Genomic DNA, 15,863 nt, shown 5'->3' with positions numbered 1-15,863 from the left:
ACGGGCTGCTTCTTTCATCGCGGCCGGGGAGTCGCTATTGTCGACATCCCAGCCCCAGCGACAAGGAACACCGCCGATGCGCGTTGCCATTCTGGACGACGAACCCGCCGAACTGCGCCGGGTCGAGCAAACCCTGGAGCAAATGGCCGAAGCGGGCGAGCAGCCGTGGTCACTGCACAGCTTCGAGCGCGGCGAAGACTTGTTGCGCCAGCTGCGCCGGGAAACCTTCGACCTGTTGATTCTCGATTGGCAACTTCCTGATCTCACGGGTCTGGCACTGCTGCGCTGGACCCGCGAACACATGGACGCGCCACCCGCTGCAATCATGCTCACCAGCCGCGATGGCGAGAGCGATATCGTTCAAGCCTTGAATGCCGGGGCTGACGATTATGTCAGCAAGCCGTTTCGCCCCAATGAGTTGAAGGCGAGGGTGGCTGCGGTATTGCGTCGGCATAGCCAACCGCGCAGCGCGGCGGGCGAAATACAGACGTTTCACGATCTGACTTTCGACGACGCCGAACTGACCGTCACCCGTGAAGGCAAACCGATCCTCATGACCGAACGCGAATACCGCCTGGCGCGTTGCCTGTTCAGCAACCTGGGGCGGCCATTGTCGCGGGATTACCTGTACGAGCGCTTCTGGCCGAACGAGGAGACAACTTCTTCGCGGCCACTGGATACGCATATCTACCGATTGCGCAACAAGCTCGGGCTGACAGCGGATCGGGGTTGGCAGTTGCTGACAATTTATGGGTATGGGTATCGGTTGGAGAGTGTCGGCACTGGAAATGAGTGAGGCCAAAAAAAACCCCGGCATTGGCCGGGGTTTTTCATGAGCGGGTAGCAATCAGGATCAGAAATCCAGGTTGGAAACCGCCAATGCGTTGCTCTCGATAAAGTCTCGGCGAGGTTCGACCGCATCACCCATCAGGGTGTTGAAGATCTGGTCTGCACCGATGGCGTCTTCGATGGTGACTTTCAGCATGCGCCGCACGCTTGGGTCCATGGTGGTTTCCCACAGCTGATCCGGGTTCATTTCGCCCAGACCTTTGTAGCGCTGGATGGTGTGGCGCTTGGTGCTTTCGGCCATCAGCCAGTCGAGGGCTTCCTTGAACTCGGTAACGGCTTTCTTGCGTTCGCCACGCTGGATGTACGCGCCTTCATCGAGCAGGGTGCTCAGTTGCGCGCCCAGAGTGACAACGGTTTTGTAGTCGTTGCTGCCGAAGAAGTCGCGGTTGAAGGTGACGTAATTCGACAGGCCGTGGGAGATCAGTTCGACCTCTGGCAGCCAGACGCCACGCTCGCGATCCTCACGCAGGCTGGCCTTGTAGACCAGGCCCGACTTCTCGTTGGTACGCAGACGGACTTCATACTGCGCCAGCCACTCTTGCATCGCCGCGTGGTCGCCCAGGGTTTCCAGACTGACGGCCGGCAGATAGATGAAGTGCTCGGTCAGCTCCTGAGGGTACAGACGCGACAGACGCTTGAGGGTCTTCATCACCATGCGGAAGTCGTTCACCAGACGTTCCAGCGCTTCGCCGGAAATGCCCGGGGCTTCTTCGTTCAGGTGCAGGCTTGCATCTTCCAGGGCCGACTGCGTCATGTACTCTTCCATGGCGTCGTCGTCTTTGATGTATTGCTCTTGCTTGCCTTTTTTGACTTTGTACAGCGGTGGCTGGGCGATGTAGATGTAGCCACGCTCGATCAGCTCCGGCAGCTGACGGAAGAAGAAGGTCAGCAGCAGGGTACGGATGTGCGAACCGTCGACGTCAGCATCGGTCATGATGATGATGTTGTGATAGCGCAGCTTGTCGATGTTGTACTCTTCGCGACCGATGCCACAGCCCAGAGCGGTGATCAGCGTGCCCACTTCCTGGGACGAGATCATCTTGTCGAAACGCGCTTTCTCGACGTTGAGGATCTTGCCCTTCAACGGCAGGATCGCCTGGGTCTTGCGGTTACGTCCCTGCTTCGCAGAACCGCCCGCGGAGTCACCCTCCACCAGGTACAGTTCGGACAGCGCCGGGTCTTTTTCCTGGCAGTCGGCGAGCTTGCCCGGCAGACCGGCGATGTCCAGCGCGCCTTTGCGGCGGGTCATCTCACGGGCCTTGCGCGCAGCTTCACGGGCACGGGCGGCGTCGATCATCTTGCCGACCACCAGCTTGGCTTCGTTCGGGTTCTCCAGGAGGAAGTCGGAGAAGTATTTGCCCATCTCCTGTTCCACCGCAGTCTTCACCTCGGAAGACACCAGCTTGTCTTTGGTCTGCGAGCTGAACTTCGGATCCGGCACTTTCACCGAGATGATCGCGGTCAGGCCTTCACGGGCATCGTCGCCGGTGGTGGCGACTTTGTGCTTCTTCGCCAGACCTTCCTGCTCGATGTAGTTGTTCAGGTTACGCGTCAGTGCCGAGCGGAAGCCCACCAGGTGAGTGCCGCCGTCGCGCTGCGGAATGTTGTTGGTGAAGCACAACAGGTTCTCGTTGAAGCTGTCGTTCCACTGCAGGGCGATTTCCACGCCGATGCCGTCTTCGCGCTGGATGTTGAAGTGGAACACCTGATTGACCGCAGTCTTGTTGGTGTTCAGGTATTCAACGAACGCACGCAGGCCGCCTTCGTACTTGAACAGCTCTTCCTTGCCGCTGCGCTCGTCCTTGAGGACGATGCCGACACCGGAGTTGAGGAAGGACAGTTCACGAATGCGCTTGGCGAGGATGTCCCAGCTGAAGTGAATGTTCTTGAAGGTTTCGCTGGAAGCCTTGAAGTGGATCTGGGTACCGGTGGTTTCGCTGTCGCCAACGATGGCCATCGGTGCCTGAGGCACGCCGTGGACGTAGGTCTGTTCCCAGATCTTGCCACTGCGGCGAACAGTCAGGACCAGTTCTTCGGACAGTGCGTTCACTACCGAAACACCCACACCGTGCAGACCGCCGGAAACCTTGTAGGAGTTGTCGTCGAACTTACCGCCAGCGTGGAGGACGGTCATGATGACCTCTGCGGCGGAAACGCCTTCCTCTTTATGCACGTCTACCGGGATGCCACGACCGTTGTCTTTAACGGTGATGGATTCGTCCGGGTGAATGATGATGCTGATGTCGTCGCAATGGCCGGCGAGGGCTTCGTCGATCGAGTTGTCGACCACCTCGAACACCATGTGGTGCAGACCGCTGCCATCGTCGGTGTCACCAATGTACATACCGGGACGTTTGCGTACGGCATCCAGGCCTTTCAGCACTTTAATGCTCGTTGAGTCGTACGTATTTTCTTCGCTCAATGCCTTCACTCCCGATGGTCGTGGGTCTGGGTGATACGGCCCTGTTCCACGTGGAACAAAGCGACTGGCGTTTCCGTCTGCCAGCCTTCCCTCAGTAATTCGTGATCTACACAGGTGATAAACACCTGGCAGCGTAAGTCTTCCAGCAAGCGGCATAGCGCGCGACGGTGGCTCTCGTCCAGCTCGGACGGCAAGTCATCCACCAGATAAATACACTGTCCGCGACGGGCCTGGCTGACCAGGTGCCCTTGGGCAATCCGCAGTGCACACACCACCAACTTCTGCTGACCCCGGGACAAAATGTCCGCGGCATTGTGTGCGCCCAATCTGAGACGCAAATCAGCTCGTTGCGGTCCGGCCTGGGTGTGCCCCATCTGCTGGTCCCGTTGTACGGAAGCGGCGAGTACGGCGCTCAATTCGCGGTCCTTGTCCCAGCCTCGGTAATAGCTGAGCGTCAAACCCTCGAGCTCAACCAGTTCGCTCAAGGTCTGTTCGAAGACCGGTTTCAAGGCTGTGATGTAAGCGCGGCGGTATTCATCGATTTCAGCGCTGGCCTGGCACAGTTCCCTGTCCCAAACCGCTTGCGAAACGGCGTCAAGTGTACCATGCCGCAGCCAGGAGTTTCTCTGGCGCAGCGCCTTCTGCAAACGCTGCCAAGTGGCCATGAAACGCGGTTCGACGTGGAACACGCCCCAGTCGAGAAACTGCCGGCGAATCTTCGGTGCGCCTTCCAGCAGACGGAAGCTGTCCGGGTTGATCAACTGCAGCGGCAGGATCTCCGCCAACTGCGCAGCGCTACGGGCGTTCTGGCCGTCGATGCGAATCTGGAACTCGCCCTGACGGTCGCGGGAAATCCCCAGCGCACTGTGTCCGCCTTCAGCCAGCTCAACCTGACCGAATACGGTACAGGCAAGCTGTTCGTACTGAATGACGGGCAACAGCCGCGTGCTGCGAAACGAACGGGCAAGCCCCAGCAGATGAATGGCTTCCAGAACACTGGTTTTGCCGCTGCCGTTGGCGCCGTAAAGAATGTTGATGCGGGGGGAGGGGGAGAAGGTCACCGGGTGCAGATTGCGCACCGCGGTGACCGAAACACGACTTAACGACATTCAGGATCAGCTGATTACAGACGCATCGGCATGACAACGTAAGCCGAATCGTCATTGTCGGACTCTTGCACCAGCGCACTGCTGTTGGAGTCGGACAGGATCAGGCGAACCTGCTCGGTGGTCATCACGCCCAGCACGTCGAGCAGGTAGCTGACGTTGAAGCCGATCTCCAGCGAGCCGCCGTTGTATTCAACGCCCACTTCTTCTTCCGCTTCTTCCTGCTCCGGGTTGTTGGCCTGGATCTTCAACTGACCGCTGGCCAGTTGCAGACGGATACCGCGGTACTTCTCGTTGGACAGAATCGCGGTACGGCTGAACGCTTCACGCAACGCCTGACGATCGCCGAGTACCAGCTTGTCACCACCTTTCGGCAGGACGCGCTCGTAATCCGGGAATTTACCGTCGACCAGTTTCGAGGTGAAAGTAAACTCGCCCGTGGTGGCGCGGATGTGGTGCTGGCCGAGGACGATGCTGACATTGCCATCCGGCTCGGTGAGCAGACGCGCCAGTTCGAGGATACCTTTGCGCGGCACGATCACCTGATGGCGATCCGGCTGACCGATATCGGCCTGCATCGAGCACATCGCCAGACGGTGTCCGTCGGTGGCCACGGCGCGGATCACACCAGCGGAAACTTCCAGCAGCATGCCGTTGAGGTAGTAACGCACGTCCTGCTGGGCCATGGCGAAGCTGGTGCGTTCGATCAGACGACGCAGTTTGCTTTGCTCCAGGCTGCAGGTCAGCGAGCCCGGGCCTTCTTCGACGGTCGGGAAATCGTTGGCCGGCAGGGTCGACAGGGTGAAGCGGCTACGACCGGCCTTTACCACCAGCTTCTGCTCGTCGACCTTGATGTCGATCAGCGCATCGTTGGGCAGGCTTTTGCAGATATCCATCAGCTTGCGCGCCGGCACGGTGATGGAACCGGTTTCGGCCGGCTCTTCGAGTTGCACACGACCGACCAGCTCGACTTCCAGGTCGGTACCGGTCAGTGACAGTTGCTGGCCTTCGACGACCAACAGCACGTTGGACAGTACCGGCAAGGTCTGTCGGCGCTCGACGACGCCTGCGACCAGTTGCAGGGGTTTCAACAGGGCTTCGCGTTGAATGGTGAAATGCATGGTCTAGTCCCTTGCCTTAATAAGCTGCGCTGGTGTTCATCAAGTGGTCAGTGTACGCAGCAGGTTCTTGTAGTCCTCGCGGATGTCCGCGTCGGATTCCTTAAGTTCGTTGATCTTGCGGCAGGCGTGCAGCACGGTGGTGTGGTCGCGGCCGCCAAACACATCGCCGATTTCCGGCAGGCTGTGGTTGGTCAGTTCCTTGGACAACGCCATGGCCACCTGACGCGGACGAGCCACCGAGCGCGAGCGGCGCTTGGACAGCAGGTCGGAAATCTTGATCTTGTAATACTCGGCGACGGTGCGCTGAATGTTATCCACAGAAACAAGTTTGTCCTGCAACGCCAGCAAGTCTTTGAGGGATTCGCGAATCAGCTCGATGGTGATGTCGCGGCCCATGAAGTGCGAGTGAGCGATCACACGTTTCAGCGCGCCTTCCAGCTCACGAACGTTCGAGCGGATGCGCTGGGCGATGAAGAACGCGGCGTCATGGGGCAACTCGACTTTGGCCTGATCGGCCTTCTTCATCAGGATCGCCACGCGGGTTTCCAGCTCAGGCGGCTCGACCGCAACGGTCAGGCCCCAGCCGAAGCGGGATTTGAGGCGTTCTTCAAGGCCTTCGATTTCTTTCGGGTAGCGGTCACTGGTGAGAATGACCTGCTGACCACCTTCAAGCAGCGCGTTGAAGGTGTGGAAAAACTCTTCCTGGGAACGCTCCTTGCGGGCGAAGAACTGAATATCGTCGATCAGCAAGGCGTCCACCGAACGGTAGAAACGCTTGAATTCGTTGATGGCGTTCAGTTGCAGCGCTTTGACCATGTCGGCCACGAAACGCTCGGAATGCAGGTACACGACCTTGGCATTCGGATTCTTCTTTAATAGATGGTTGCCCACTGCGTGCATCAAGTGGGTTTTACCCAGGCCGACGCCACCATAAAGGAACAGCGGGTTATAGCCGTGCTTGGGATTGTCCGCCACCTGCCAGGCCGCTGCACGGGCTAGCTGGTTGGATTTACCTTCAACGAAGTTTTCGAAGGTGAACGTGCGATTCAGGTAACTGGTGTGCTTGAGCGCACCTTCTACCTGCACGGTGCGCTGCTCCGCGCGAACCGGGGCCTGCTGCGAAGCGGCGCCGGCCATCGGGTCGAAGCTGTCGCGGGAAGGTTCTTCGCTGACTTCAGCGGCCTTCTGTGTGGAACGTTTGGCCGGAGCAGGGGCTGGCGTCGGTGCCGGATTGCTCGCTGGCACATTATTGGCCTGCGCCTGAGCAACCTGCGCGGCCGCCAGCGGCGCATTGGGTGCGGCACGAGGTGCCGAGCTGCGCTTGCTGCCTATTAACAAGGACAGCGCCGGCGTCGAGCCATTGCCGTGCTCATCCAGCAGTTCAAGAACGCGGCCCAGGTACTTTTCGTTGACCCAGTCCAGCACGAAACGATTCGGTGCGTAGACGCGCAACTCGTCGCCTTCGGCTTCGACCTGTAGTGGACGGATCCAGGTGTTGAATTGTTGGGCAGGCAGCTCTTCGCGCAAAAGCTCCACGCACTGCTGCCAAAGTTCCACTGACACGGATATCCCCTAAGTTGAAAGCCGGTGAGGCAAAAACAAGCGGCCATTGTAGCGGCGAGCGGTTCACTTATCCACATGCAGGTAGGTCCATCGCCATCATTTATCAATGCGTTAACGCATTAAAAGGCGACCAACGGCACATGAATAAGCCCTGTGGATAAACGCCTCTGAGGGCACTGGACAACTGGGGGTTAAACCCGGTGGATAACCAGCCTGTGGATAACAAGCCCTTTCACACACAGCTTTTCCGATAGCGCAGCACAGGCTGAACACGGTTTTCCACTGTAGTTGTCATTCTCTGTACACCCCGAAGAATAAGGCCCCATGGCAGTTATCCACAGAAGATGGCGTGTCTAGCTTTTACAAGCTTTACAGAAAAGCTTTAAATAATTCCCTTCTTTATTTCTATATCTGGCTGACAGGCTTTCGAGCTCAAACCCTGCCCTGATCTATTTATAAGGAAACGCTGGTTGGAAATTGACCTGAAGGCTTGCTTTCTCTAGAATCCCCGGTCTCTTAAAACGGGGGCCATTCCGGCCCGTTGTGGACGAACCAGGTAACACGACATGAAACGTACTTTCCAACCAAGCACTATCAAACGCGCTCGTACCCACGGTTTCCGTGCTCGCATGGCTACCAAGAACGGCCGCGCAGTCCTGTCGCGTCGTCGCGCCAAAGGTCGTGCGCGTCTGGCAGTTTGATAATCCGGTACTGGAGGTGAGTCAGGACTTCAGTCGGGAAAAGCGTCTGCTTACCCCCCGGCATTTCAAGGCAGTCTTTGACTCCCCTACCGGCAAGGTTCCGGGGAAAAATCTCCTGCTCCTTGCACGCAACAACGATCTTGATCACCCCCGTCTCGGGCTGGTTATCGGGAAAAAGAGCGTAAAGCTCTCCGTTGAGCGCAATCGCCTCAAACGTCTGATGCGCGAATCGTTCCGTCTGCACCAGGATTCACTGGTCGGCTGGGACATCGTTATCGTCGCGCGCAAAGGTTTGGGTGATGTAGAAAACCCCGAATTGATTCAGCATTTCGGCAAACTCTGGAAGCGTCTGGCACGCAACAATCCCGTTCCGGCAGTCAAAACCGAAACTGTAGGGGTAGACAGTACCGATGCGTAAACTGGCCCTCGTTCCGATCCAGTTTTATCGCTATGCCATTAGTCCTTTAATGGCCAGCCACTGTCGCTTCTACCCCAGTTGTTCCTGCTACGCGTATGAAGCCATTGAAAATCATGGCCTTCTGCGCGGTGGCTGGCTGACCTTTCGTCGTTTAGGTCGCTGTCATCCGTGGAATCCCGGTGGTTATGACCCGGTTCCACCTGTCCCTACCTCCCGTTCTTCTTCGATGGCCGAGTAATCATGGATATCAAACGCACGATCCTGATCGTCGCCCTGGCAATCGTGTCCTACGTCATGGTTCTTAAATGGAACCAGGATTATGGCCAGGCTGCCCTGCCGACTCAGAATGTTGCTTCCAGTACGACTACATCCGGTTTGCCGGACACCGCCACTGGCACAAATGCTGCCAGTGACGATATTCCGCGCGCCGCCAGCGATACCAGCGCACCTGCCGAAACGCCGGTCGCCGCCAGCAAGGATCTGATTCAGGTCAAGACCGATGTGCTCGATCTGGCGATCGATCCACAGGGTGGCGACGTTGCGCAACTGACTCTGCCTTTGTATCCACGTCGTCAGGATCGTCCTGACGTTCCGTTCCAGCTGTTCGATAACGGCGGCGAACGTGTATATCTGGCGCAAAGCGGTCTGATCGGTACCAACGGCCCGGATGCAAACCCGGCCGGTCGTCCGGTTTATTCCTCGGAGAAGAAGGTTTACCAACTGGCTGACGGTCAGGATCAACTCGTCGTTGACCTGAAATTCAGCAAAGACGGCGTCAACTACATCAAGCGTTTCACCATGAAACGTGGCCTGTACGACGTCGCTGTCTCCTACATTGTGGATAACCAGAGCGCTCAGCCCTGGAACGGCGCAATGTTTGCCCAGTTGAAGCGCGACGCCAGCGCTGATCCTTCGTCGACCACTGCTACTGGCACCGCGACTTACCTGGGCGCCGCCCTGTGGACAAGTTCCGAGCCGTACAAGAAAGTGTCGATGAAGGACATGGACAAGGCGCAGCTCAAGGAAACGGTCACCGGTGGTTGGGTAGCCTGGTTGCAGCACTACTTCGTGACCGCGTGGATTCCGGCCAAGGGCGAAAACAACATCGTCCAGACCCGTAAAGACAGCAAAGGCAACTACATCATTGGTTACACCGGTCCGACTCTGACCGCTGCTCCGGGTGCGAAAGTTGAAACCAGTGCTGTGCTGTACGCCGGTCCGAAGAGTCAGGCTGTACTGAAAGAGTTGTCCCCAGGTCTGGAACTGACCGTCGACTACGGCATTCTGTGGTTCATTGCCCAGCCGATCTTCTGGCTGCTGCAACATATCCACGCCATTGTCGGTAACTGGGGATGGTCGATCATCTTCCTGACCATGCTGATCAAAGGGATTTTCTTCCCGCTGTCGGCCGCCAGCTACAAATCGATGGCGCGCATGCGTGCCGTGGCTCCGAAACTGGCTGCGCTGAAAGAGCAACATGGCGATGACCGGCAGAAAATGTCGCAGGCCATGATGGAGCTGTACAAGAAAGAGAAGATCAATCCACTGGGCGGCTGCTTGCCGATCCTCGTGCAGATGCCGGTCTTCCTGTCGCTGTACTGGGTTCTGCTGGAAAGCGTGGAAATGCGCCAGGCGCCGTTCATGCTGTGGATCACTGACCTGTCGATCAAGGATCCGTTCTTCATTCTGCCGATCATCATGGGCGCAACCATGTTCATCCAGCAGCAGCTGAACCCGACGCCTCCGGATCCGATGCAGGCGAAGGTCATGAAAATGATGCCAATCATCTTCACCTTCTTCTTCCTGTGGTTCCCGGCGGGCCTGGTACTGTACTGGGTTGTGAACAACTGCCTGTCGATTGCACAACAGTGGTACATCACGCGTAAGATCGAAGCGGCGACGAAAAAAGCCGAGGCGTAACTTGCACTGTGGATAACACCACTCAAAGCGCCCCCTAGTGGGGCGTTTTGCTATCTGCCACTTTTGTCTGGATGCCGCTTTATGAGCACACCCCGTGAAACCATCGCCGCTGTCGCCACCGCTCAAGGGCGCGGCGGTGTGGGCATCGTCCGTATTTCCGGGCCGTTGGCCAGCGTTGCGGCAATAGCCATCAGCGGCCGAGAACTGAAACCACGTTACGCTCATTACGGGCCGTTTTTCAGTGACGACCAGCAGGTGCTGGACGAAGGTCTGGCTTTGTATTTTCCGGGTCCGAACTCGTTTACCGGCGAAGACGTCTTGGAATTGCAGGGCCATGGCGGCCCGATCGTTCTGGACATGTTGCTCAAGCGTTGTCTGGAACTGGGCTGCCGTCTGGCCCGTCCAGGTGAATTCAGCGAGCGCGCCTTCCTCAATGACAAACTCGATCTGGCCCAGGCCGAGGCAATCGCCGATTTGATCGAAGCCAGTTCTGCACAGGCTGCGCGCAATGCATTGCGTTCATTACAGGGTGCGTTTTCCCAGCGTGTGCATAACTTGACCGAGCAACTGATCGGTCTGCGTATCTACGTCGAAGCCGCCATCGACTTCCCGGAAGAGGAAATCGACTTTCTCGCCGACGGTCATGTATTGGGCATGCTCGATAAGGTACGCGATGAGTTATCCACAGTGCTGCGTGAAGCGGGGCAGGGCGCATTGTTGCGTGATGGTATGACCGTCGTCATCGCTGGGCGGCCGAATGCCGGAAAATCCAGCCTGTTGAATGCATTGGCCGGTCGCGAAGCCGCCATCGTCACCGAGATTGCCGGTACTACGCGGGATATCCTGCGCGAACATATCCACATCGACGGGATGCCGTTGCATGTGGTCGATACTGCAGGACTGCGTGACACCGATGATCATGTGGAAAAGATCGGTGTGGAACGGGCGTTGAAAGCCATTGGTGAAGCGGATCGGGTTTTGCTGGTGGTCGATGCGACCGCACCGGAGGCACTGGATCCTTTTGCCTTGTGGCCAGAATTCCTTGAGTCTCGACCGGATCCGGCGAAAGTCACCCTGATCCGTAACAAGTCCGATCTGACCGGTGAAGCGATTGCTCTGGAAACCAGTGACGACGGCCATGTGACCATCAGTCTCAGCGCCAAGTCCGCTGAAGGCCTCGACCTGCTGCGTGATCATCTAAAGGCGTGCATGGGTTACGAGCAGACCTCGGAGAGCAGCTTCAGCGCACGTCGCCGGCATCTGGAGGCACTGCGCCACGCCAGCGCGGCATTGGAACATGGCCGCGCGCAACTGACCCTGGCGGGCGCTGGGGAGTTGCTCGCTGAGGATTTGCGCCAGGCTCAACATTCCCTGGGTGAAATTACCGGGGCGTTCAGTTCTGATGATTTGCTCGGAAGGATTTTCTCCAGCTTCTGCATCGGCAAATAAAGAAAGGGGCTGTGGATAATTCATCCACGGCCCCTTTTTCCATTCACCAGTTATAGGAAACCGTACCGAGCAAAGTACGATCCTCGCCCCAGTAACAGCGACCTGCGTCGTTGCATCCCGAAACGTATTCCTTATCGAACAGGTTCTTCGCGTTCAAATCGACACTCCAGTGTGTATCGATCTGATATCCAACAGCCGCGTCGACCAATGTCACGTCGCCGGCATCCAGTTTTCCGTAGAGAGAAGGCGAAGTGTAGGCAAACGCACTGTCGAAATAACGCACGCCCCCCGCCACATACATGCCTTTCAAATCACTGTCGAGGAAGCGATATTTCGCCCAGACCGAGGCCTGGTTGCGCGGCACGCCGGTCATTTGATGGCCCTTGACCAGCGACGTCGCTGCATCCTTGGTGATCTTTGCATCGGTGTAGGTATAAGCCGCCGTGACATTGAGGTTCTGCGTCAGATTACTGTTGAGTTCCAGCTCCACCCCTTTGGCGCGGCTTTCGCCCACCTGGCGATAGGTTGACGTCGTTGCGTCGAAATAGGTGTCGTCCTTTTTGCGCAGGTCATACACCGAAGCGGTGAAAGCGGTGTCCCAACCAATCGGTTCGTACTTCAAACCCACTTCGTACTGGCTACTGGTGATCGGATCAAGCGTTGCGCCGGCATTGGAAATCTGCTGCACCGGCACGAACGCTGTTGAATAGCTGACATACGGCGTCATGCCGTTGTCGAACTGATACATCACGCCGCCCTGATAGGTGAACTTCTTGTCCTCGGAGCTGATGTTGCTGCCTCGCGCCACCTTGTCGCGGAAGTCACTGTCGACCCAGTCCTGGCGTCCGCCAAGCAAGAACATCCAGTGGTCGTACTTGCTCTGAATCTGTGCATAAACACCCTTCATCTGCTGCTCGAGCAAAGTGTTCTGCACGGCAATTGGCGTGGTCGGATCGCGCAGGTAAACCGGGTTATACACATCGATCGGCCCGACAACGCCGGCATTCCAGTCCTGGTTGAACGAGGTGCGATCGTAGCTGACGCCAAACAGCACGGTGTTTTCCAACTCGCCCGCCTCGAACTTGCCTTCGAGCTGGTTATCCAGCGAATACACCATGGATTTGTTGAAGCGATCGTAAGCGGTCACGTTCAACCGCGTGCCGAAACCGGCGTTGTTCAGATTGCCCGGCCAGGTTTCGTGGCGGGTGATGCGCGACTGCATGTAGCGCGAGTTCTGGCGGAACTGCCAGTCATCGTTGAACGAGTGGCTGAACTCGTAACCGCTGCTCCAGGTTTCCCGTTCGAAGGTATTCCAGTCCGGATCGCCGAGCATCGTGTCTTTGGATAACCGGCCGTTGGGATTGCTCAGCAACGTACCGGCGGCCGGCAGGCCAAGCTCCATGTTGGTGTGGTCTTTCTGGTAGTTGGCCAACAGCGTCAGCGTATTGAAATCGTCGAAATTCAGGGTCAGCGAAGGGGCGACATAAATCCGGTCGTCAGGAACGTGCTCGGTCTGGGTATCGGATTTGCGCCCCAGCATCACCACGCGTCCGAGAACGTTGCCGCTGTCATTGAGCGGGCCGGAGACATCTACGCCGATTTGCCGGCGATTGTTCGAGCCATAGCCCAATTGCACTTCGCCCTGAGGCGCGGCGGTCGGGCGTTTACTGACCAGATTGACCAGACCGCCCGGCGCATTTTCGCCATACAGCAGCGACGACGGGCCACGGAATACCTCGACCCGTTCAAGTCCGTACGGCTCGGTGCTGGTGTCATAGCGATTGCCCTGCACGCGCAGTCCATCGCGCAGCAGACCGTAGCCGTAATCGGTGGCGTTGAAACCACGGATATAGAACAGGTCGCCAGCCAGGCTGTCACCGGCGGCGAACGGTGGGGCGAAGATCCCCGGCACGTAGCCGAGGACGTCGGTGAGAGTCTGGGATTTCTGATCCTTGATCCGCTGCCCGGTCACCACTGACACCGAACGCGGTGTTTGCGACAGCGGCGTACTGGTTTTCGTACCGATCCGGCTGTTTTGCGCCTTGTAGCCGACGTCGGCGGCGTAATCCAGATGCATTGGATTGCCCAACTGCGCATTGATGTTGGTCGGCGCCAGTTCCAGGGCGTCACCGTTGGGCACGTTCTGCAGAATGTAACTGCCGGGTGCTTGTGGCACTGCCTGTAAACCCGAGCCTTGCAGCAATTGAGCGAAACCTTGTTCGACGCTGAAATCGCCATTTAAACCGGCACTGCGCAAGCGGCTGGTCTGCTGCGGCGAGAACGACAAAATCACATTGGCGGCAGCGGCGAACTGGCTCAAGGCACTATCCAGCGGGCCGGCGGCAATGGCGTAACGCTGGGATACCGACGCCGCGAAGGCGCTGTTGCTGATCACCAGACAAGACGCAGCGCTGGCCATCAATAAGCTGCATGCAATGCAATGTGGAGAAAAGCGCTGACGGAACGTGGGAAGACGCATGTGTGGATTAGCCCTAAGGTGGCGAAGAGCCGCGTTTATCGCGATTACCTGTAGGGCCGGGTCAGGGCGAAAAAAGATAACCCTGCTTGAAATTATTTTTCCCCAGGCATTTTTTGATCAAGCGCTATGGCTGATCGAGATCCAGTAACGGCTGAAATAGCGCACGTTGATTGGCAACGAGGCCTGAAGGTTGGCCAGCACTGCGTCGGTCGAATCGAGCCGGAAAGTCCCGGAGACCCGCAGATCCCGGGCGCGGCGATCACAATGCAATACACCACTGCGATAGCGTCCCAACTCCGCGATTACGTCGCCCAGGCGCGCGTCGAGAACGATTAACTGGCCGTTGATCCAGCCGACGTCTGATGGTTGGAAGGGATGACTGAGGCCGATATGTCGACTGTCGAAATCCGCGCCTTCGCCTGCTTTCAGAATGAGCGCAGCAGTGGATGACTGGGCGGGTTGAACGCTGACTCGATCTTCCAGCACCCCAACTCTGGTTGAGCTGGACATCTGATGCACCGAGAACCGGGTGCCCAAAGCTTGAATCCGCCCGTCGCGGGTTTGCACATAAAACGGCCGCTGATCGCCAAGCTTGCCGGTTTGGATGAGGATTTCACCGGCACGCAGTTGAATCAGGCGTTGCGCTGCGTCGAAAGAAACATCGATGGCCGAGTCGGTGTTGAGCTGGATCTGGCTGCCATCGGCCAGGCTGATGGTGCGACGCTGACCCACACCGGTTTTATAGTCGGCCCAAACGTTGCCGAGGGATGTGTGTCGTTGAGCACTCCAGCCAACGAAGCCTGTTCCCGCTGCGAGCAGCAACAGCTTGAGCACCTGCCGGCGGTGCTGACCAGTGTTATTGAGCGCACGTCGTTTCAGATCCTGCGGCAGCGTACCGAGGTGGCGCTGCAATTGTTCCATCTGGTTCCACGCCGCCAGATGCGCTGGATCGCTGTCTATCCACAACTGCCAGGCCTTTTGTTCGGCAAGGCTCGGTGGCTGAGACTGAAACTGCACGTACCAGCTGGCGGCAGTTTCCAATGCCTGACGGTTTGCAGCGGCGGCCATCATGGCTGCGCCATGACCAGGGCGCACTCAGTCAGGGCGCGGATCATGTGTTTTTTTACTGTGGTCAGCGAGACTCTCAATTGCACGGCGATCTGTTGATAAGTCAGTCCGTCGACTTGCGAAAGCATGAAGATCTGCCGTGTTCGCGGACCCAGCCCGGTCAATGCTTTATCCACAGCGATCAGGGTTTCAATGATCAGCGCCCTGTCTTCTTCGCTAATGACTGACGCTTCCGGCCGAGCTGCGAGGGCCTGCAGATAAGCTCTTTCAATCGCCCTGCGTCTATAACGATCGATGACCAGGCCGCGCGCAATAGTCGTCAGGTAATCCCTCGGCTCACGAATATGAGCTGCATTGCGCGCCGCCAGAACTCGCAAAAACGTGTCATGCGCCACATCGGCTGCATCGCAGGCGTTGTGCAGTTTGCCCTTGAGCCAACCATACAGCCACGAATGATGTTGCTCGTAGATTTGCTCGATCGCAGCGGTGTGGGCGGGTAGGGGCATGGGAGAAACTGATGTTTTAATGATAATGGCTATTATTAGCTTCTGTTACGTCCTCTCACAATAGCCTTTTCATTTCCTGCCCTTGGCTTGCCGAGCGTCACTAATCCCTAGCTGACGCTTTTTTTGCGTCCAGAAAAAGACATGTTGGCGATTTTCTGTGGACTAAGACCTGTGAATAACTGCTCCTGAGGTCAGTTGATAAAGGGGGTTGAAAACTGGATATAACCCGCTCTGTGGATAACCATCCCTTTCATCCACAGG

The 15,863-nt window shown here is 57.5% G+C and carries 13 protein-coding genes; 6 read left to right on the top strand and 7 right to left on the bottom strand.

The genetic code is table 11. From position 1 onward, the window contains the following. Positions 1–76: 76 nt before the first annotated feature. Positions 77–796, top strand: coding sequence for a response regulator transcription factor (locus AB4N73_RS21860; protein WP_073470814.1), 720 nt, complete (start codon positions 77–79; stop codon positions 794–796). 57 nt (positions 797–853) lie between these two features. On the opposite strand, the gene gyrB is transcribed toward AB4N73_RS21860, so the two are convergent. The 4 genes from gyrB to dnaA are packed head-to-tail and all read right to left on the bottom strand — an operon-like array spanning position 854 to position 7,061. Next, positions 854–3,271: a DNA topoisomerase (ATP-hydrolyzing) subunit B gene (gene gyrB / locus AB4N73_RS21855; protein ID WP_024014948.1), complete on the bottom strand. Its 2,418-nt coding sequence runs from the start codon at positions 3,269–3,271 to the stop codon at positions 854–856. 5 nt (positions 3,272–3,276) lie between these two features. Further along, on the bottom strand, positions 3,277–4,380 hold the full coding sequence (gene recF, locus AB4N73_RS21850; protein ID WP_056791117.1) for a DNA replication/repair protein RecF: 1,104 nt from the start codon (positions 4,378–4,380) through the stop codon (positions 3,277–3,279). Positions 4,381–4,394: 14 nt separating this feature from the next. After that, a complete protein-coding gene (gene dnaN / locus AB4N73_RS21845) occupies positions 4,395–5,498 on the bottom strand; it encodes a DNA polymerase III subunit beta (RefSeq protein WP_016772390.1) in 1,104 nt (367 codons plus the stop codon). A gap of 39 nt (positions 5,499–5,537) precedes the next feature. Continuing rightward, a complete protein-coding gene (dnaA, locus tag AB4N73_RS21840) occupies positions 5,538–7,061 on the bottom strand; it encodes a chromosomal replication initiator protein DnaA (protein WP_024014947.1) in 1,524 nt (507 codons plus the stop codon). A 566-nt stretch (positions 7,062–7,627) separates the two neighbouring features. On the opposite strand from dnaA, the gene rpmH reads away from it, so the two are divergent. The 5 genes from rpmH to mnmE all read left to right on the top strand — a co-directional run bounded on the left by rpmH (position 7,628) and on the right by mnmE (position 11,549). After that, the gene (gene rpmH, locus AB4N73_RS21835) at positions 7,628–7,762 is read left to right on the top strand and encodes a 50S ribosomal protein L34 (RefSeq protein WP_003213577.1); all 135 of its coding nucleotides are present in this window, start codon (positions 7,628–7,630) and stop codon (positions 7,760–7,762) included. Positions 7,763–7,778: 16 nt separating this feature from the next. Continuing rightward, positions 7,779–8,180, top strand: coding sequence for a ribonuclease P protein component (rnpA, locus tag AB4N73_RS21830; RefSeq protein ID WP_460143604.1), 402 nt, complete (start codon positions 7,779–7,781; stop codon positions 8,178–8,180). Continuing rightward, positions 8,173–8,418, top strand: coding sequence for a membrane protein insertion efficiency factor YidD (gene yidD, locus AB4N73_RS21825; RefSeq protein ID WP_027901580.1), 246 nt, complete (start codon positions 8,173–8,175; stop codon positions 8,416–8,418). The genes rnpA and yidD overlap by 8 nt, the downstream gene beginning before the upstream one ends. A 2-nt stretch (positions 8,419–8,420) precedes the next feature. After that, positions 8,421–10,100, top strand: coding sequence for a membrane protein insertase YidC (yidC, locus tag AB4N73_RS21820; protein ID WP_041476523.1), 1,680 nt, complete (start codon positions 8,421–8,423; stop codon positions 10,098–10,100). 81 nt (positions 10,101–10,181) lie between these two features. After that, complete coding sequence (gene mnmE, locus AB4N73_RS21815; RefSeq protein WP_252877171.1) at positions 10,182–11,549, top strand: tRNA uridine-5-carboxymethylaminomethyl(34) synthesis GTPase MnmE; 1,368 nt, start codon at positions 10,182–10,184, stop codon at positions 11,547–11,549. 43 nt (positions 11,550–11,592) lie between these two features. On the opposite strand, the gene AB4N73_RS21810 is transcribed toward mnmE, so the two are convergent. From AB4N73_RS21810 to AB4N73_RS21800, 3 genes are all read right to left on the bottom strand, one after another. Next, entirely contained in the window at positions 11,593–14,028 is a 2,436-nt protein-coding gene (locus AB4N73_RS21810; protein ID WP_460142536.1) for a TonB-dependent siderophore receptor, read from the bottom strand. Between the two features lie 117 nt (positions 14,029–14,145). Further along, on the bottom strand, positions 14,146–15,096 hold the full coding sequence (locus tag AB4N73_RS21805; protein WP_375122921.1) for a FecR domain-containing protein: 951 nt from the start codon (positions 15,094–15,096) through the stop codon (positions 14,146–14,148). Then, the gene (locus AB4N73_RS21800; RefSeq protein ID WP_375122920.1) at positions 15,096–15,602 is read right to left on the bottom strand and encodes a sigma-70 family RNA polymerase sigma factor; all 507 of its coding nucleotides are present in this window, start codon (positions 15,600–15,602) and stop codon (positions 15,096–15,098) included. The genes AB4N73_RS21805 and AB4N73_RS21800 overlap by 1 nt, the downstream gene beginning before the upstream one ends. Between the last annotated feature and the right edge of the window lie 261 nt (positions 15,603–15,863).

This window comes from Pseudomonas sp. S3_B08 (assembly GCF_054667725.1).
This window is presented reverse-complemented; position numbering and strand designations above follow the sequence as displayed.